This is a genomic window from Lentzea sp. NPDC058450, assembly GCF_042721395.1.
In the GTDB taxonomy this organism is placed as follows: Bacteria; Actinomycetota; Actinomycetes; order Mycobacteriales; family Pseudonocardiaceae; genus Lentzea.
Window position 1 is genome coordinate 24,518 of the sequence record NZ_JBHXLO010000036.1, and the last position, 16,223, is coordinate 40,740.

Below are 16,223 nucleotides of genomic sequence, written 5' to 3' on the forward strand. Positions count from 1 at the left end.
CCGGGGGGGCGCCCGCCCCCCCCCCCGCCGGGGGGGCCCCCCGGGGGGGGGGGGGGGGGGGGGGGGCGGGGGGGGGGGGGCCCCCCGCCCCGGCGGCCGGGCGGGGGGCCCCCCCCCCCCGGGCCGCCACCGCGTCGGCGGCGAGTTCCACGAGCGCGGACACCAGTTCCGGCGAACGGCGGGTGAGCGGCGTCCACGGCATGGCGGACGCCAACGCCCGTGCGAAGCCCACGAGCAGGTGGTGGTGGCCGAGGATGTGCGCGCGTTCGTGCTCGATCACGGCGTCGACCGACGCCTTGCTGAGGTGCTGGTTGAGGCCGTCCGTGGCGACGACCAGCGAAGACCGTCCGGAGAGGCTGTAGGCGAGCGGCTTGTCGTGCGGGATCCACCAGGTCGGGATCGCGCCCGGCTGGCGGTGCGCGACCAGCGTGAGCGCCTCGCGTTGCTGCCGTTGCACGCGGTCCTGCCTGCGCCGGTGCCGCACCAGCGACACGACGATCCTGCCCGCGAGGGCGAGCAGGACCGCGCCGCACGCGAGCCCGGCCCACTCCTCGGCCTCGGGCGTGCCACCGTGCTGCAACGTCGTCCAGCAGCTGTGCACCAGCCCGATGAGCTGCGGCGCGGGGCCGTGACCCGGCAGCACCACCACGACGGCGGCGGCCGCGACCGTGGCCAGGCAGCCGGCGACCATCATGAACCAGCCGGCGAGCAGTGCGGCGGGAGGAGCCTGGCGGGCCAGCAGCCGGTCGAGCAGACGCGGCCCGGCCCACGCGACCGTGAAGGCGCCCAGCAGGAGCGCGACCGCGACCGTCACTTGCGCTTCCGCAACGCCTTGCGCAGCACGCTGGCCTCTTCGTCGGTGGCGGACTGCGCGAAGTGCAGCAGGACGCCCTCGGGGTCGCCGGTGGACTCCAGCACCGCGCGCAACGCCCGTGCGGCGGCCTCGGCGCGGGTCATCGTGGCCCGGTAGTGGAACGCACGACTGACCTTGGTCCGCTCGACCCACTCCTTGCGGTGCAGGTTGTCCAGGACCGTCATGATCGTCGTGTAGGCCAGCTCGCGTTCTGGCGCCAGCTCGTCGAGGACGTCGCGGACCGTGCGGTCGCGATCGTCGCGCCACAGCACGTTCATGACGGCCGATTCGAGCTCACCGAGTCCCTGCATGACACCTCCAGGCAGGAAGGATACGGGCAGTGAGCGTGAGTTAACCGGCATTGCGCCGTGCCCCCAATCAGGTGCCCGTTGCTGGTGGTGCGTCGATGGCGTCCAGCCCTTGGCGAACGGCGGCGGCTTCTTCGTCGAGCAGATGGCGAGCGCGGGTGGCCCAGTCCGCGTCGATGCGGAAGCTGTCGCCGCGGAAGCGTGGGAAGACGTGCAGGTGGAAGTGGAAGATCTCCTGGAAGGCGGCCTCTCCGTCGGCGAGGAACATGTTGACGCCTTCGCAGCGCAGGCCGGAGCGTCGAAGGGCGCGGCCGACGCGGTGGCCGATCCTCCAGACGTGTGCGCTCGTCTCCTCGTCCAGGTCTTCCAGCCCGACGGCGTGCAGCCGTGGCACCACGAGGACGTGCCCCGGCGTCACCGCGCCGAGGTCCATGAACGCGACGACTCGGTCATCCGCATAGGCCACGCTCGCCTCGGCCTCTCCGGCGACGATGGCGCAGAAGACGCACTTCTCCGGTCCCTGGTCATTCACGTGCCAAGCGTGCAGTGAGCGCGAGTCACCCGGCAACGCGCCGCGCCCCCATCAGGTGCCCGTCGCCGCGGCTCGGGCGGATGTCGACGACCTGGCCCTCGGTCGGGGAGTCGACCATCTTGTTGTCGCCGACGTACATGGCGACGTGGTGGATGGTCGCCGGGTTGCCGGTGCCGTCGTCGTAGAACAGCAGGTCACCGGGCTGCAACGCGTTCAGTGGCACGGCCTTGCCGACGTTGTACTGGGCGGCGGCGACCCTCGGCAGCGTGATGCCGGCCTGCTGGTAGGCCCACTGCATCAGCCCGGAGCAGTCGAACCGGTCGGGCCCGGTGCCGCCCCAGAGGTAGGCCGACCCGCGCTTGGACAGGGCTGCCTGGAGCGCCGTGTTCGCCGCGCCGGGCGGGCCGATGTAGCTGCCGTTGTCCTTGACCCGGCCCAGGGTGCTCCTGAGCGCGGGGTCGAGCGCGCCGAGCGCCCGGCGGACCTCCTTGATCTGCCCCTCGAGCTGTTTCTGGCGTTGTTCCACCTCGCCGACGAGCTTCGCGGCGGCGTCGGTCGCCTCCTCGGCCTTCGTCCTGGCCTCGTCGGCGGCGGTCACCGCGGTGGACAGCCTGGTGAGCGCCTCGGCGTTGTCGGCGGCGAGGAGCTCCAGCGCCGACATGCGTTCGATGAAGTCCTGCTGCGAGTCGGCGACCAGCATCGCCGAGAGCTTGGTGAACCGCGCGCCCTCGAACGTCGACGCGGTGAGCTGGTCGACCTGCCCGCGGAACTGCCCCTCCTCGGTTCTGGCCCAGCGTTCGGCCTCCTCGGCCTTCGCCTGCTCGTCCTGCCTCGCCTTGAGGTCGCCGCGCGCCTTGAGCAGGTCCTCGTTGGTCTTCGAGGCCTGCGCGCCGAGCTCGGTGTAGCGGGCGAGCGGGTCGGCGGGCTGGGCGTGCGCCGGGACTCCGGCGGCGAGGAACACGCCGGTCAGGGTGATCGGCCAGAGCTTGCCTCGCTGGGGTGGCACCGCGCCTCCATCTACTAAGTGGCATAGTTTCCGGCGCGAGCTTAGTACTAAGTTCGATAGTAGAAGTCCGGGGTCGTGAACGAGATCGCCGTCGTGTCCGTAGCCCTCGGCAGAGAGCGTCCGAAACAGGAGGAAAGTCCGGTGCCGGGAAGACGAGTCGCGCTGCTGGTCCTGCTCGTCGGTGCCTGCACGGCGAACCCGCAGACCACACCCGCGCCCGCCGGGTTCGGCGACACCCTGCCGGGCCCGAAGATGGAGCTCCAGGTCGTGGAGGCGCCGGGCCTCGGTGAGGTGCTCGCCGACCACCAGCAGCTCACCCTGTACCGCTACGAGAAGGACGAGACGGACCCGCCGCGCACGCACTGCGTCGCGCCGGACTGCACGCTCAGGTGGGTGCCGCTGACGGCGGCCGAGGTGCAGCGGACGACGGGCATCGACGCCGGTCTGCTCGGCATCGTCGAACGGCCGGAGGGCCCGAGGCAGGTGACGCTGAACGGGCATCCGCTCTACCGCTACGTCGACGACGAGAAGGCGGGCGACGCGAAGGGCGACGGCCTGGACGGGGTGTGGTTCGCCGTCGGCCCGAGCGGGGAGAAGGCCAGGGACTGATGGCGCGCCACCTTCAGCGGAAACCGGTCTGGTCTCCCGACCTCGTCCTGTTCGGGGTGGCCGCGGGAGCCGCCGTCGTCGCGTTCCAGGCGAACGCCTCGGAGCCCGCCGCGGTGCCGGAGACCCGCCTGCTGTCCGCCGCCTTCACCGGTGCGGGCGGTGACACGGACAGACCGACGCTGCGCGCGGTGCGCCCGCCCGAGCACACGGGCGACGTCGAACAGCTCGCGAAGAGCCTGCGGATGACGGAGAAGCGCGAGGCCGACGCCGCTGCTCGTCTCAAGGCCGAACGAGAGGAAGAGGAGCGCCGCAGGGTCAAGGTGTTCGCGCCGACCGAGGGAACCCTGACGTCGGCCTACGGCCCGAGGTGGGGCGGCACGCACTACGGGCTCGACATCGCCAACCGCATCGGCACGCCGATCAGATCCGTGATGGACGGCGTGGTGATCGACGCGGGGCCCGCCAGCGGGTTCGGGCTGTGGGTGCGGATTCGGCACACGGACGGATCGGTCGCCGTGTACGGTCACATCAACAGCTACGCGGTGAACGAGGGCCAGCGGGTCGCGGCGGGCCAGGTGATCGCCGAGGTCGGCAACCGCGGCAACTCGAGCGGCCCGCACCTGCACTTCGAACTGTGGGACCAGGCCGGCCGCAAGGCCGACCCGCTGGCGTGGCTGAGGTCCTACGGCGTCGAGCTGTGAAGCGGCTCAGTCGGCGGACCAGGGGCGCAGTCGCGGCCACCAGCCGGGGACGGCGGCCCGGTAGCGTTCGTACTGGGCGCCGAAGTCCCGCAGCAGCACGGGTTCCTCGTGCCAGCGGACCATCGCGGTGAACGCGAGGGCGACCACCGCCGCGTACACGAGCAGGATCCACTGGCCGAAGAGCAGCGCCTGTCCCAGGATCAGGGACAGCACCGCCAGGTACATGGGGTTGCGCACGTACCGGTAGAGGCCGCCGACCACCAGCCGGTCCGGCGGGGCGACCGGCGCGGGCGTGCCGAAGCCCTCCGAGACGAACCGCGCGAAGGCGGAGACCAGCACGGCCAAAGCGGCCGCCAGCACCACCACGCCGGCCACGCGCAGCGGGAGCCACAACGGCTCGAACCGCCAGCGTGTCAGCAGCCAGGGGAGGAGCCCGGCGACACCGCCGGGAGCGATCACGAAGAAAGCCGCCGAGCCGAGTGCCGCCTTCTTGGTCTGCATGCCGCATGGCTTACCTCGCGAAAACCACCGCCGGTAGGCCTGGCGGTGGTTTCGGCGCGACTCTCACCTGGACGGACGAGCGGCGGGGTTAGGTCGTGTCCTGCAAGTTCGTCAGGTGGCAGGCGCGGGCGAGAGACCCGGAGGCAGTGCCGCCGCCATGCCTTCATACCGGGCGTATTCGGGCATGGCGGCGGTGCTGTCTCCGGGTCCCTCGGCCGCTACTGCCGCCCGACGAACTTGCAGGACGCGGCCTAGGCGGCTCGCTGCCGGAGGACGGTGAGCGCCTGGTCGGCGTGGACGTCGAACTTCAGCTCGCCCGTCACCACGTCGAGGATGCGGCGGTCGGTGTCGATGACGAAGGTGCGCCGCTTGGCGTGCAGCGGGCTGAAGCGTCGCCAGACGTCGAACTGCTTCGCCACGACACCGTCCACATCGGACAGCAGCGGGTAGTCGAAGCCGTTGGCGGTGGCGAACGCCCGTTGCTTGCTCACCGAGTCCGGGCTGATGCCGATCCGGTGCGCGCCCACCTCGGCGAACTCCTCCGCCAGGTCGCGGAAGTGGCAGCTCTCCTGGGTGCAGCCGCCGGAGGACGCCATCGGGTAGAAGAACAGCACGACCGGGCCGGTGGCCAGGAACTCGGACAGCGTGCGAGGAGCGCCGTCGTGGTCGGGCAGGGTGAAGTCCGGAGCGGTGTCGCCTCGTTTCATGGTGGTGGTTCGGAGCCGCGGGCCGGGCGGATTGGAGCGCGTCCCGAGTCGTGCCGGATTGCTCGCGTCGAAGAACCTGTTGTCACGCGGACGAGTGAACGAGCTCGACCGTCCACAGTGGAGGAAAGGGGCGATCGGCGGAATGTTCCCGCTGGTGGCGCGAGGTTGGCGGGTTTGTCGGTAACGGGTCGGTAACCGCACCCATCCGTTCGCTGAGGGGCGGCGAATCACCTGCAGCAACCACCCGAACACCCTCTGGAGATGTCCCGCCATGAACAAGACCGTCCGCAACACCGTTCTCGCCATCGGCGCCGCCTCGCTCGCCCTGTTCGGCGCGGCGTGCGGCTCGGGCGACACGGCGAGCAGCGGCAGCTCCAGCACCGCCGCCGCACCGACCACCACGTCCTCGTCCGCGGCGATGGCCAACCCGGCCAAGGACCTCGTGGGCCCGGGCTGTGCCGACTACGCGAAGCAGGTCCCGTCCGGCGCCGGTTCCGTCGCGGGCATGGCCGCCGACCCGGTCGCCGTCGCCGCGTCGAACAACCCGCTGCTCAAGACCCTGGTCGACGCCGTCTCCGGCAAGCTCAACCCGAAGGTCAACCTCGTCTCGACCCTGAACGGCGCCGAGTTCACCGTCTTCGCCCCGGTCGACTCCGCCTTCGCCAAGATCGACGCCGCGACGATCGAGAAGCTCAAGACCGACGACGCGCTCCTCACCAAGATCCTGACCTACCACGTCGTCCCCGGCCAGATCTCGCCCGACAAGATCGTCGGCGACCAGAAGACCGTCGAGACCGGCACCGTGAAGGTCAGCGGCACCAAGGACGCGCTGAAGGTCAACGACGCCAACGTGATCTGCGGCGGCGTGCACACCGCCAATGCCACCGTCTACCTCATCGACTCGGTCCTGCTCCCCGCCTGACATCTCCCGGGGCGGCAGTACCGCGACTCCGGGAACCGCGCCTCGCGTGCGGTTCCCGGAGTTTTCTCGTGCGCACCGATGAGTTCTCGGCGTGTGGTCCGTACACACCACCATGACCGAAGAAATCCGTGCCGCCATCGCCGCGGAACGTCGTGACCAGGCAGAACTCCTCAGCGGGCTGACCGAGGAGCAGTGGCAGGCGCCGAGCCTGTGCGCGGGCTGGACGGTGAAGCACGTCGTCGCGCACACGACGTTGCCGTTCCGCTCGTCCGGCAGGAGGGTCCTCTGGGAGATGCTCAAGTCGGCCGGGCGGTTCAACCACGCCTCCGACCGCATGGCCCGCGCGGACGCCCTGCTGCCGACGAGCGAGTTGCTGGACTCGCTGAAGAACAACATCGACCACCCGTGGGCGCCGCCCGGCGGTGGGCCGGCGGGGGCGCTCAGCCACGACATCATCCACGGCCTCGACATCACCGTCGCGCTGGGACTGGGCCGGGTGGTGCCGCACGAGCGGCTCGCGATCGTGCTCGACGGCATGAAGCCCGCCAACGTCAAGTACTTCGGCGCCGACCTCGACGGGAAGCGCCTCCAGGCCACCGACATGGACTGGGCGTTCGGTGAGGGCGACACCGTTGTCGAGGCGCCCGCGCAGGAACTGCTGCTGATGGTCTGTGCCAGGAGGCTCAGCTGACCGAGGCGCGCACCTCGGAGGTCGCCTCGATCGTGGCCGCCAGGAAGCGGGCGACCACGGCTCGTTCGTCCGCACTCATCGTGGCCCAGGCCGCCGCGTAGCCGCGGGCGAGCGGGGCGAAGAAGTGCGCGGCCAGTTCGGTGGCCGCGGTGAGGACCCGGAGCTCTACCCGTCGGCGGTCGTCCGGGGCTCGCTCGCGGGCCACGTGACCTGCGCGTTCGAGGCGGTCCAGGACCGAGGTGGTGGCCGAGGCGCTCATGTTCAGCGCCTTGGCCAGCGTGCCGGGGGTCATGGGGGCCGTCATGATGAGGTTCAGCGCTGTCATGTCGGTGGGATGCAACTCGTGGGCCGCGCTGAAGATCTCCAGGAACCGGTTCGACTCCATCACCAGCTCGCGCAGCATCATGCTCAGTTCGTAGTCGGTTGCATCGCTCACGATCACAGCTTACTGTTTCGGCCATCGAAACGTTCGACGATCGAAGGAATATCTGATGCGTGTGCTTGCCGGGGTCCTTCTCGTCGTCTGGCTGGCCCTGGGCGGCTTCACCGGGCCGTACGCGGGCAAGTTGTCGGAGGTGGCGGAGAACGACAGCAGTGCGTTCCTGCCGAACTCGGCCGAGTCCACTCAGGTCGCCGAGCTGCAGAAGAAGTTCCAGCGGGACAACGTCATCCCGGCGATCGTCGTCATCGAACGGGCCGGGGGACTGACCGAACAGGACCGGACGTACCTCGCCGACCAGGCCAAGGGGTTCCAGGCGTCGCCGGTGATCCCGGCGCCGGACGGCAACGAGGCCGCGCAGCTCGTGGTGCTGCTCGATCCGGCCAAGGACGTCAAGGACTCGGTGTTCCAGCTCCGGGACTCGACGCGTGGTGCTCCGCAGGGGCTGACCGTGCTGGTCACGGGGCCGGCGGCGCAGGTCGCGGACCTCGTGGAGGCGTTCGGCGGGATCGACGGGCTGCTGTTGATCGTCGCGGGCGCGGTGGTCGCGTTGATCCTGCTGGTGGTCTACCGCAGTCCGCTGCTGCCCGTGGTGGTGCTGGTGTCGGCGGTGTTCGCGCTCGGGCTCGCCAGTTTCGTGGTGTACCTGTTGGCGGACAACGACATCCTGGCGTTGAACGGGCAGAGCCAGGGCATCCTGTCGATCCTCGTGTTCGGCGCGGCCACGGACTACGCACTGCTACTCGTGTCCCGGTTCCGCGAGGAGCTCCGGGACACCCAGGACAAGTTCGCGTCCATCCGCACGGCCTGGCGCGGCACGATCGAACCCATCGCGGCGTCGGCCGGCACGGTCATCCTCGGTGTGCTGTGCCTGCTGTTCAGCGACCTCGACTCCAACAAGGGACTCGGGCCCGTCGCGGCCATCGGCATCGGCGCGGCGCTGCTGACCACCATGACGTTCCTGCCGGCGGTTCTCGCGTTGCTGGGACGCGCGGCGTTCTGGCCGTTCGCGCCGAAGTTCGGCTCCGCGCACCCCGAGACCAGCGGTTTGTGGGGCCGGGTCGCGAAGTTCGTGCGCACCAAGCCCCGCGCCATCTGGATCGTCACGACCATCGTGCTGCTCGTCGGGGCCGCGTTCCTGCCGCAGCTCAAGGCGTCCGGCACGGCGCAGTCCGACGTGTTCCTGACCGAGGTCGAGTCCGTTGCGGGGCAGGAGGTCCTGTCGCGGCACTTCCCCGGCGGCACCGGATCGCCGACCGTGATCATCGCCGCCGAGGCGAAGAGCGCCGAGGTCGTGCAGAAGGCCAAGGTGGACGGTGTCGCGGACGTGCGGCCGTCCGGAACCGCGGACGGGCTCGTGCGCATCGAGGCCACGCTGAAGGACGCGCCCGACTCCGACGCCGCCGTCGAGACGGTGTACCGGATCCGGGACGCCGTGCACCCGCTCGACGCCAAGGTCGGCGGGCAGACGGCCACGTTGCTCGACACCAGGACGACGTCCGAGCACGACCGGATGCTGATCATCCCGATCGTGCTGGTCGTGATCTTCCTGATCCTCGCGCTGCTGCTGCGGTCGTTGCTGGCGCCGTTGTTGCTGATCGGGACGGTGGTGCTGTCGTTCGCGGCCACGATGGGCGTGTCGGCGCTGGTGTTCAACCACGTCTTCGACTTCCCGGGCGCCGATCCCGTGGTGCCGTTGTTCGGGTTCGTGTTCCTGGTGGCGTTGGGCATCGACTACAACATCTTCCTGATGACCCGTGTACGCGAAGAGACACAACAACTCGGCACGGTCGAGGGGACGCTGCGAGGGCTCAGCCTCACCGGTGGTGTGATCACGTCCGCGGGTGTGGTGCTGGCGGCGACGTTCGCGGCCCTCGCGGTGCTGCCGATCCTGTTCCTCACGCAGATCGCGTTCATCGTGGCGTTCGGTGTCCTGCTCGACACGTTGCTGGTGCGGTCGTTGCTCGTGCCGGCGCTGTCGGTGGACATCGGCGGGCGAATCTGGTGGCCGTCCAAGCTGCGGTGAGTGAAGATTCCGGTCATGACCTACACGGCACGTCAGCTCAACCGCGCCACGCTCGACCGGCAGATGCTGCTCGGGCGTGAGCCGGTCGGCCTGCTGAGCGCCGTGGACCGGATCGTCGCGATCCAGGCGCAGGAACCGGCCTCGCCGTACCTCGCGCTGTGGAACCGGATCGAGGGCTTCGACCCCGCCGATCTGGACGAGGCGTTCGCGACCGGGGTGGTCCGCAAGGCGTCGCTGATGCGGATCACCCTGCACGCCGTCGCGGCCGCGGACCACGAGGTGTTCCACCACGCGATGCTGCCCGCGCTGAGGGCGTCCCGGCTGTACGACAAGCGGTTCAAGTCCATGAACGTCACGATCGAGCAAGCCGACGCGGTGCTCGAACATCTGCTGGAGTTCGCCTCGACCCCGCGCCAGAAGGCCGAGATCGAGGAACTCCTGCACTCCCACGTCGGCGACGTCGGTGAGCCCGGCGTCTGGTGGGCGCTGCGGACCTACGGCGGGCTCGTGCACGCGCCGACGGGCGGGCCGTGGGCATTCGGGCTGCGGCCCGCCTACCAGTCCGTGACGACCGAGCCGCGTGAACGGATGGCGGCCGTCGCCGAGATGCTCCGCCGCTACCTGACCGGTTTCGGCCCGGCGACCGTGCTCGACATGAACCAGTTCAGCATGCTGCCGCGCACCACCATCCGGGAAGCCCTGCAGTCGCTGGAGCTCGTCCAGGACGGCGAGTACTACGACGTTCCAAACCGGACAATTCCGGATGAGGACACGTCTGCGCCGCCGCGGCTGATGGCCATGTGGGACAGCACGTTGCTCGCCTACGCCGATCGAAGCCGGATCATTCCGGACGAATACCGCAAGGTCGTCATCCGCAACAACGGCGACACACTGCCGACACTTCTCGTTGACGGATACGTGGCCGGGGTGTGGCGCCCGACCGAGGCCGGAGACGTTGAGGTGACGGCATTCCACGCCCTGGACGAGCATCAATGGGACGGAATCGCTCAAGAGGCGACAGCGTTGCGCAAGCTGCTCGGTGAGCGCGAACCGCAGGTGTACCGGCGTTATTCCCGGTGGTGGAGCGGCCTTCCGGCCCACGCCGTTCGTACTGTGTGAAAACGTCAAGATCCACAAAGGACCCATGCGTGAGTCACTATTCCTCCACCCTGCATGGAGGAAAGTTCAATGTCTCTCACGAGAAAGCGCGTGCTGCCGGCCTTCGCCGCCGGTCTGCTCGCGGCCGGCGCGATCACCCTGCTCGGCGGTTCGCCCGCCGCGACCGCCGTCGGCTCCGGCTCTGTTGAATGCGCTGACACCCACGCCGACGAGCACTCGGCTGCCCGTGGCAGGCCCGGCAGCTCGGGTCACGACCGCAACGAGATCTCCGACGCCCAGGCCGCGCAGATGAACGCCGACCTGCGCGCGAAGGTCATGGAGGCCAACCAGCGCGGTGGCGTCGCCGCCCTGGCCGCCGGCGGCACGATCAACGTCGTCTGGCACGTCGTCACGACCACGTCCGGCAAGGGCGCGATCTCCGACGCCACCATCGCCAAGCAGCTCAAGGTCCTGAACGACGGGTTCGCGGGCGCCGAGTCGAGCGCCGCGGCGAACACCGGCTTCAAGTTCGTGACCCAGCAGACCAAGCGCTACACGAACAACACCTGGTTCAACGGCGGCGCGGACAACGCCACCACCGAGCGTCAGATGAAGACCCAGACCCGCGTCGGCACGGCCGCGACGCTCAACGTCTGGTTCACCGACATCGACGGCTTCGGCTTCGCCACGTTCCCGACCTGGTACAAGGGCGACCCGAAGATGGACGGCGTCGTCGTCGACTACGCCACCGTGCCCGGCGGCTCCGAGGTGAACTTCAACCTCGGCAAGACGGTCACGCACGAGGTCGGCCACTGGATGGGCCTCTGGCACACCTTCCAGGGCGGCTGCACCGTGACCAACGACGAGGTCGCCGACACCCCGGCGCAGACCAGCTCCACCTCGGGCTGCCCCGAGGGCCGCGACTCGTGCTCGCGCGCGGGCCTCGACCCGATCCACAACTACATGGACTACTCGTACGACGACTGCTACAACCAGTTCACGCCGGGCCAGAACACCCGGATGCAGAGCGCTTGGACGGCCTACCGCTCCGGCAAGTGATCCGCGACTGACTTAGCACGATCCAGTTCCCGCTGAAACCGGCCGGGGTTGGCGGCGGCGAGTTCCTCTTGCAGCACAAGGGACTCGCTGATCGCCGCCCCGGCTTCAGCGCGTTCGGACCGCAGCGAGCGGATGATCGCGTGGTCGGTCAGCGCGTCGGCCAGCAGCCACGTGTACTCGTAGGGGTCGGTGGCGGTCCACTCCCGGTACTCCGCGACCGACCTCAGTGACGCTTCGAGCGCGGCGTCGAGAGAGCCCACGCGAGCAGAGGCCAGCGCGAACGTGTTGCGCGCCATCGCTTTGCCCTCAGCCGTCCGGTAGAGGTCGAGGCTGCGGGAGGCGGCTTCGACAGCCTCCACGTGGGACTCCAGTGTGAGCAGCAGGCTCGCCCTGTTGTTCCACGCCCGCGCCAGCTCCCTGCGGCCGAGCTCGCGGTCGTCGTGCCGCGAGGCGATCTCCAGTGCCTCGTCGCTGGCCGCGAGTGCCTCGCCGACCCGGCCCACGTCGTGCAGGCGGCTGCCGAGGCTCACGAGCGCGAGCGACGTGTGCAGTTCCATCTTCATGATCAACGCCCGGCGCTCGGCCTGCGTGGCGAGCGTGCGGTAGGCGGCGACCGCCTCCTGGGCCGCCACCACCGCCTCCTCGTCCAACCCCAAGGCGTGCAAGCGGTTGCCGTGGTTGTGCAGCGCACCGGCGTGCAGGGTCTTCAGGTGCCAGTCGTCGTTTTCCGCTCCGCGTCGCATGACCTCCACGGACTCGACGGCGGACGCGCGGGACTCCTCGAAACGGCCGAGGCGCAGCTGGAGACGGCTCAGCTCGTCCAACGCGAGGTAGCAGTTCAGGGTCGCCTCGTCCGCGTGCTCCCGCCAGAACGCCGCGGCCACGGCGCGAGCGGACGCGGCCTGGTCGAAGTCGCCGAGCACCTCGAGCCGTCTCGAGTGCTCGCTGTGGGCGTGGGCGAGTCGGTACCCCGGTGGCGCGGCGTGCTGGATCGGCCCCTGGTCGCGCAGTTCCTCGATCGCCGCGGCGGCGTGGTGCGCCGACTCCTCGTGCCTGCCGAGCTTGCCCAGCAGATCGATCACCCAGTAACGGGCCACGTTCGCCCGTTCGGTGCTGTAGTCGCCCGGCACCGCCACCTGCCACGCGAAGTCCAGCTCCTCCAGCGCGACCGGCAACGCCTCCTCGTAGCGTTCCTGTCGCATCAGGTTGGCGCGCAACGGGGTCAGCACCCGCCGCAGCTTCACCGGATCACCGGACTCGCGCCGGAACTGGAGCACCTCGACGTGCGTGCGCAGCGCGAAGTCGTCCCAGCCGCACTCCTCGAACAGCTCCGCGACCTTCTCCAGCACGTCCGGCAACGCGTCCGGCGAGGGCCACCGGTCCCGTGGCGTGGCCCGGAGCTCCTCGACCCGCGGCCACTCGTAGCCGAGCATCTTCAGCGGGTCCGGGTAGCCGGAGTTGGCAGGCCGGTGCCACGTCTCGGCACGGGTCACGGGGTTGATCACCGCGAGTGGATATCACGCCGTGCACACCTCGGGGGATCGCTTTCGCCACATCGGTTTCCGATGCAACGGCCTAGTTGTGGTCGAGCACGAGGCTTGCGCGTGTCCGAGGCTCGCACGCCGCGAAGTAGAGGCGCTGGCCCTCGACGTACCGGTGGTTGCGCGGGTCGTCCGGGTCGGGCGGGCTGCCGTCGCGCACCGCCATCCGCGCCACCGACACCGCGAACTCCACGTCCAGGAAGATCGAGTACGTCCAGTGGTCCACGACCTCGTCGCGGTGCAGGAAGATCCCGTCCACCAGCAGCAGGGCGTCCGGCGCCTGCTCGAACGGCGCCTCCACGTACTCGTCGGACGCCAGGTCGTGGCTCGCCCGCTGGAACGGCCGTCCGGCGGCGAACGGCACGAGCAGCCGCGCCGCGAAGCGGTCGTAGTCGAAGCTGTCGAGGAAGAATCCCTCCGGCGACGTCCGCCCGCGCCGCCACCGGATCGCCCGCGGGTGGTGGAAGTCGTCCACCGACGCCCGCACCACCTCACGGCCCCGTGCGCGCAGCACGCCGGCCAGCGCGTCGCAGAACGTCGTCTTGCCCGCGCCGTCCACGCCGTCGACCGCGACCAGACCCCGTTCGGGCAGCAGATCGGCTACTTCGTCCATCCACGCACCATGCCACAGAGTTGACGAGCGGGGCGTGAGAGCGCTTCCATGGAAGTCCGCTGCCGCACGATCGTGACAGAGAGGTCATCGTCGTGGCTCGAAAACTCACGCGCGCCCTGCTCGGGCTGGCCCTGATACTCCCGCTGAGCGGCATCGCGCAGGCAGCCGTCCCGCCCACCCCGCCAGGCTGGTCCCTGGCCTGGTCGGACGACTTCACCGGGGCCAACAACAGCGCCCCGAACAGCAACAACTGGATCGTCGACACCGGGCACGGCTACCCCGGCGGCCCCGGCAACTGGGGCACCGGCGAGATCCAGCGCTACACCAACGACCGCGCCAACCTCGCCCTCGACGGCTCCGGCAACCTGCGCATCACGCCGTTGCGGTCCGGCTCGGGCGAGTGGACGTCGGCCCGCATCGAGACCCGTCGCGCCAACTTCAAGGCACCCGCCGGTGGCGTCCTGCGCATCGAGGGCCGCATCCAGATGCCCAACATCACCGGCACGCCCGCGCTCGGCTACTGGCCCGCGTTCTGGGCGTTGGGCGCGCCGTACCGCGGCAACTACTGGAACTGGCCCAGCATCGGCGAGTTCGACGTGATGGAGAACGTCAACGGCGTCAACTCCGTCTGGGGCGTCCTGCACTGCGGCGTCAACCCCGGCGGCCCGTGCAACGAGACCAACGGCCTCGGCGCGTCGCGCGCGTGCCCCGGCAGCACCTGCCAGTCGGCGTTCCACACCTACCGCTTCGAGTGGGACCGCTCGGTCAGCCCGAACCAGCTGCGGTGGTACGTCGACGGCCAGCAGTTCCACACCGTGCGGCAGAACCAGATGGACGCCACGTCGTGGAACAACATGACCTCGCACCAGGGCTACTTCATCCTGCTGAACGTGGCGATGGGCGGCGCGTTCCCCAACGGCGTGGCGGGACGGACGACGCCGACCGCGCAGACCACACCGGGTCGCCCGATGCTGGTGGACTACGTGGCGGTGTGGACCCGACCGTAGGGACAGCCCCACTGCGCCACCTCCCCGAAGTCGCTAGCGTGGAAGGGACTTCGGGGGAAGGTGGCGCAGTGGGGGATCTGGCACGCCGGGATGTGTTGTCCTGGCTGGGAAAAGGGGCGTTGGGGGCGGCGGCGCTCACGGCAGCCGGGCAGTCTGCCTGGGCTGCGGCCGACGACTCGGCGGCGGTCGGCGGGGTGACCGTGCTGCGCGGAGCCACTCTCGTCGACGGCACGGGTCGCCCGCCGGTGCCGGACTCGACCGTCGTGCTGGCGGGGGATCGCATCCTGGCCGCCGGCCGTCTCCGCGACCTGCCGCGCGGAGTCACGGTCATCGACGTCACCGGCAAGTACGTCATCCCCGGCCTGTGGGATCTGCACACCCACGCCACCTTCTTCGAGACCACCCTCGCGCCGTTGCACGTCCTCCAGGGCGTCACCGGCATCCGCGAGATGTGGGGCATGCCCGAGACGCACGACACCCGCCGCCGCATCGAGGCAGGCGAGGTGCTCGGCCCGCGCATGGTCGTCGCCAGCGCGATCGTCGACGGCCCCGGCTCCATCTGGCCCGGCTCCGACATCGTCAGCACCCCGGAGCAGGCCCGCGCCGCCGTGCACAGGGCCAAGGACGGGGGAGCGGACTTCGTCAAGGTCTACTCGTTCCTCTCGCCCGAGTGCTATGCCGCCATCGCCGACGAGGCCCGCCGGGCGCGCATCCCGTTCGCCGGCCACGTGCCCGCACGCGTTCCGGTGCAGCGGGCGCTCGACCAGCACACGCACGAACACCTCTACAACCTGTTCACGTCCACTTCGGACAACGCGGACGCCCTCTACGCACAGCTGAACGCGCTGCCCGACGACCCGGCCGACCCGAACTGGTGGGGCCGTCAGGCAGGCAGGATCGAACGGGCCGCGCTCGCCACGCACTCCGAACGCCGGGCCCGCAGGCTGTTCGCGGACATGGCGCGCAACGGCACCTGGCAGTCGCCGACGTTGTTCGTCGAACGGAACATGTCCCGCTCGCCCGAGCACATCGTCAACGACCCCAAGGCGCTGGAGCGGATGCGGTACATGCCGGTCGAGCTGCGCGCGCAGTGGGACCTGATCATGTCCGGCCGCCCGCCCCGCACCCCGGAGGAGGTGGCCGAGCTCCAGCGGTTCGGCGACGCCCGGATGCGGTTGCTGAAGCAGATGCACGACGCGGGCGTCGGCGTCGTGGCGGGCACGGACGCCGGGTTCGCCTACGTCTTCCCGGGCTTCTCGCTGCACGACGAGCTCGCGTTGCTCGTCCAGGCCGGGCTCACCGAGGCCGAGGCGCTCAGGGCGGCCACCGTCGACGCCGCCCGCTGCGTGGGCAGGGAGCAGGAGAGCGGCACGGTCACGCCGGGCAAGCAGGCGGACCTGGTCGTGCTGGACGCGAACCCGTTGCGGGACATCACGAACGTCGGCCGCGTCCACGCCGTCGTGAGTCGCGGCCGCTACCTGGGGCCGCAGGACCGGACCCGCCTGCTCAAGGACATCGAGGAGGCGGCGAAGGAGCCCGTCGAGGCACCACGCACGCTCGGAGGCTGCCTCCACTGAGAGTGGCGCCCGCCACGAGCGCCGTCAGGATCG

The 16,223-nt window shown here is 70.1% G+C and carries 18 protein-coding genes; 9 read left to right on the forward strand and 9 right to left on the reverse strand.

Annotated elements, in window-relative coordinates; all coding sequences use genetic code 11:
* The 4 genes from ACFWNN_RS38065 to ACFWNN_RS38080 all read right to left on the reverse strand — a co-directional run.
* Positions 1-814 (reverse strand): M56 family metallopeptidase (locus tag ACFWNN_RS38065; RefSeq protein WP_382444814.1); only part of this gene is annotated, 814 nt, incomplete at its 3' end.
* Positions 811-1,164, reverse strand: coding sequence for a BlaI/MecI/CopY family transcriptional regulator (locus ACFWNN_RS38070; RefSeq protein WP_382444815.1), 354 nt, complete (start codon positions 1,162-1,164; stop codon positions 811-813). The genes ACFWNN_RS38065 and ACFWNN_RS38070, both read right to left, overlap by 4 nt.
* 67 nt (positions 1,165-1,231) lie before the next feature.
* Entirely contained in the window at positions 1,232-1,693 is a 462-nt protein-coding gene (locus ACFWNN_RS38075) for an HIT family protein (RefSeq protein WP_382444816.1), read from the reverse strand.
* Positions 1,694-1,718: 25 nt separating this feature from the next.
* Positions 1,719-2,699: an NlpC/P60 family protein gene (locus tag ACFWNN_RS38080; protein ID WP_382444817.1), complete on the reverse strand. Its 981-nt coding sequence runs from the start codon at positions 2,697-2,699 to the stop codon at positions 1,719-1,721.
* A gap of 141 nt (positions 2,700-2,840) precedes the next feature.
* On the opposite strand from ACFWNN_RS38080, the gene ACFWNN_RS38085 reads away from it, so the two are divergent.
* The gene (locus tag ACFWNN_RS38085; RefSeq protein ID WP_382444818.1) at positions 2,841-3,308 is read left to right on the forward strand and encodes a hypothetical protein; all 468 of its coding nucleotides are present in this window, start codon (positions 2,841-2,843) and stop codon (positions 3,306-3,308) included.
* Entirely contained in the window at positions 3,308-4,009 is a 702-nt protein-coding gene (locus ACFWNN_RS38090) for a M23 family metallopeptidase (RefSeq protein WP_382444819.1), read from the forward strand. The genes ACFWNN_RS38085 and ACFWNN_RS38090 overlap by 1 nt, the downstream gene beginning before the upstream one ends.
* A 6-nt stretch (positions 4,010-4,015) precedes the next feature.
* On the opposite strand, the gene ACFWNN_RS38095 is transcribed toward ACFWNN_RS38090, so the two are convergent.
* A complete protein-coding gene (locus tag ACFWNN_RS38095) occupies positions 4,016-4,510 on the reverse strand; it encodes a methyltransferase family protein (RefSeq protein ID WP_382444820.1) in 495 nt (164 codons plus the stop codon).
* A 251-nt stretch (positions 4,511-4,761) separates the two neighbouring features.
* On the reverse strand, positions 4,762-5,217 hold the full coding sequence (locus ACFWNN_RS38100; RefSeq protein WP_382444821.1) for a peroxiredoxin: 456 nt from the start codon (positions 5,215-5,217) through the stop codon (positions 4,762-4,764).
* A gap of 271 nt (positions 5,218-5,488) precedes the next feature.
* On the opposite strand from ACFWNN_RS38100, the gene ACFWNN_RS38105 reads away from it, so the two are divergent.
* Positions 5,489-6,139, forward strand: coding sequence for a fasciclin domain-containing protein (locus tag ACFWNN_RS38105; RefSeq protein ID WP_382444822.1), 651 nt, complete (start codon positions 5,489-5,491; stop codon positions 6,137-6,139).
* Between the two features lie 112 nt (positions 6,140-6,251).
* Entirely contained in the window at positions 6,252-6,830 is a 579-nt protein-coding gene (locus ACFWNN_RS38110) for a maleylpyruvate isomerase family mycothiol-dependent enzyme (protein ID WP_382444823.1), read from the forward strand.
* On the opposite strand, the gene ACFWNN_RS38115 is transcribed toward ACFWNN_RS38110, so the two are convergent.
* Positions 6,823-7,266 carry a MarR family winged helix-turn-helix transcriptional regulator gene (locus tag ACFWNN_RS38115; protein WP_382444824.1) on the reverse strand — a complete coding sequence of 148 codons (444 nt, stop codon included), beginning with the start codon at positions 7,264-7,266 and terminating at the stop codon, positions 6,823-6,825. The genes ACFWNN_RS38110 and ACFWNN_RS38115 overlap by 8 nt on opposite strands.
* 55 nt (positions 7,267-7,321) lie before the next feature.
* On the opposite strand from ACFWNN_RS38115, the gene ACFWNN_RS38120 reads away from it, so the two are divergent.
* From ACFWNN_RS38120 to ACFWNN_RS38130, 3 genes are all read left to right on the forward strand, one after another.
* A complete protein-coding gene (locus tag ACFWNN_RS38120; RefSeq protein ID WP_382444825.1) occupies positions 7,322-9,295 on the forward strand; it encodes an MMPL family transporter in 1,974 nt (657 codons plus the stop codon).
* On the forward strand, positions 9,296-10,414 hold the full coding sequence (locus tag ACFWNN_RS38125; protein WP_382444826.1) for a winged helix DNA-binding domain-containing protein: 1,119 nt from the start codon (positions 9,296-9,298) through the stop codon (positions 10,412-10,414).
* 69 nt (positions 10,415-10,483) lie between these two features.
* The gene (locus ACFWNN_RS38130; protein WP_382444827.1) at positions 10,484-11,452 is read left to right on the forward strand and encodes a zinc metalloprotease; all 969 of its coding nucleotides are present in this window, start codon (positions 10,484-10,486) and stop codon (positions 11,450-11,452) included.
* On the opposite strand, the gene ACFWNN_RS38135 is transcribed toward ACFWNN_RS38130, so the two are convergent.
* Both ACFWNN_RS38135 and ACFWNN_RS38140 read right to left on the reverse strand, forming a co-directional pair.
* The gene (locus ACFWNN_RS38135) at positions 11,434-12,957 is read right to left on the reverse strand and encodes a hypothetical protein (protein WP_382444828.1); all 1,524 of its coding nucleotides are present in this window, start codon (positions 12,955-12,957) and stop codon (positions 11,434-11,436) included. The genes ACFWNN_RS38130 and ACFWNN_RS38135 overlap by 19 nt on opposite strands.
* A 70-nt stretch (positions 12,958-13,027) precedes the next feature.
* Positions 13,028-13,606: a uridine kinase gene (locus tag ACFWNN_RS38140; RefSeq protein WP_382444829.1), complete on the reverse strand. Its 579-nt coding sequence runs from the start codon at positions 13,604-13,606 to the stop codon at positions 13,028-13,030.
* Positions 13,607-13,698: 92 nt separating this feature from the next.
* On the opposite strand from ACFWNN_RS38140, the gene ACFWNN_RS38145 reads away from it, so the two are divergent.
* Positions 13,699-14,613, forward strand: coding sequence for a glycoside hydrolase family 16 protein (locus tag ACFWNN_RS38145; protein ID WP_382444830.1), 915 nt, complete (start codon positions 13,699-13,701; stop codon positions 14,611-14,613).
* 68 nt (positions 14,614-14,681) lie between these two features.
* Complete coding sequence (locus ACFWNN_RS38150; protein ID WP_382444831.1) at positions 14,682-16,190, forward strand: amidohydrolase family protein; 1,509 nt, start codon at positions 14,682-14,684, stop codon at positions 16,188-16,190.
* The last annotated feature ends 33 nt before the right edge of the window (positions 16,191-16,223 follow it).

Bases quoted from the DNA above. Each gene is read 5' to 3' on its own strand.
- ACFWNN_RS38070 (WP_382444815.1), bottom strand. From the start codon at position 1,164: ATGCAGGGACTCGGTGAGCTCGAATCGGCCGTCATGAACGTGCTGTGG.
- ACFWNN_RS38090 (WP_382444819.1), top strand. From the start codon at position 3,308: ATGGCGCGCCACCTTCAGCGGAAACCGGTCTGGTCTCCCGACCTCGTC.
- ACFWNN_RS38095 (WP_382444820.1), bottom strand. From the start codon at position 4,510: ATGCAGACCAAGAAGGCGGCACTCGGCTCGGCGGCTTTCTTCGTGATC.
- ACFWNN_RS38100 (WP_382444821.1), bottom strand. From the start codon at position 5,217: ATGAAACGAGGCGACACCGCTCCGGACTTCACCCTGCCCGACCACGAC.
- ACFWNN_RS38105 (WP_382444822.1), top strand. From the start codon at position 5,489: ATGAACAAGACCGTCCGCAACACCGTTCTCGCCATCGGCGCCGCCTCG.
- ACFWNN_RS38110 (WP_382444823.1), top strand. From the start codon at position 6,252: ATGACCGAAGAAATCCGTGCCGCCATCGCCGCGGAACGTCGTGACCAG.
- ACFWNN_RS38120 (WP_382444825.1), top strand. From the start codon at position 7,322: ATGCGTGTGCTTGCCGGGGTCCTTCTCGTCGTCTGGCTGGCCCTGGGC.
- ACFWNN_RS38130 (WP_382444827.1), top strand. From the start codon at position 10,484: ATGTCTCTCACGAGAAAGCGCGTGCTGCCGGCCTTCGCCGCCGGTCTG.
- ACFWNN_RS38140 (WP_382444829.1), bottom strand. From the start codon at position 13,606: ATGGACGAAGTAGCCGATCTGCTGCCCGAACGGGGTCTGGTCGCGGTC.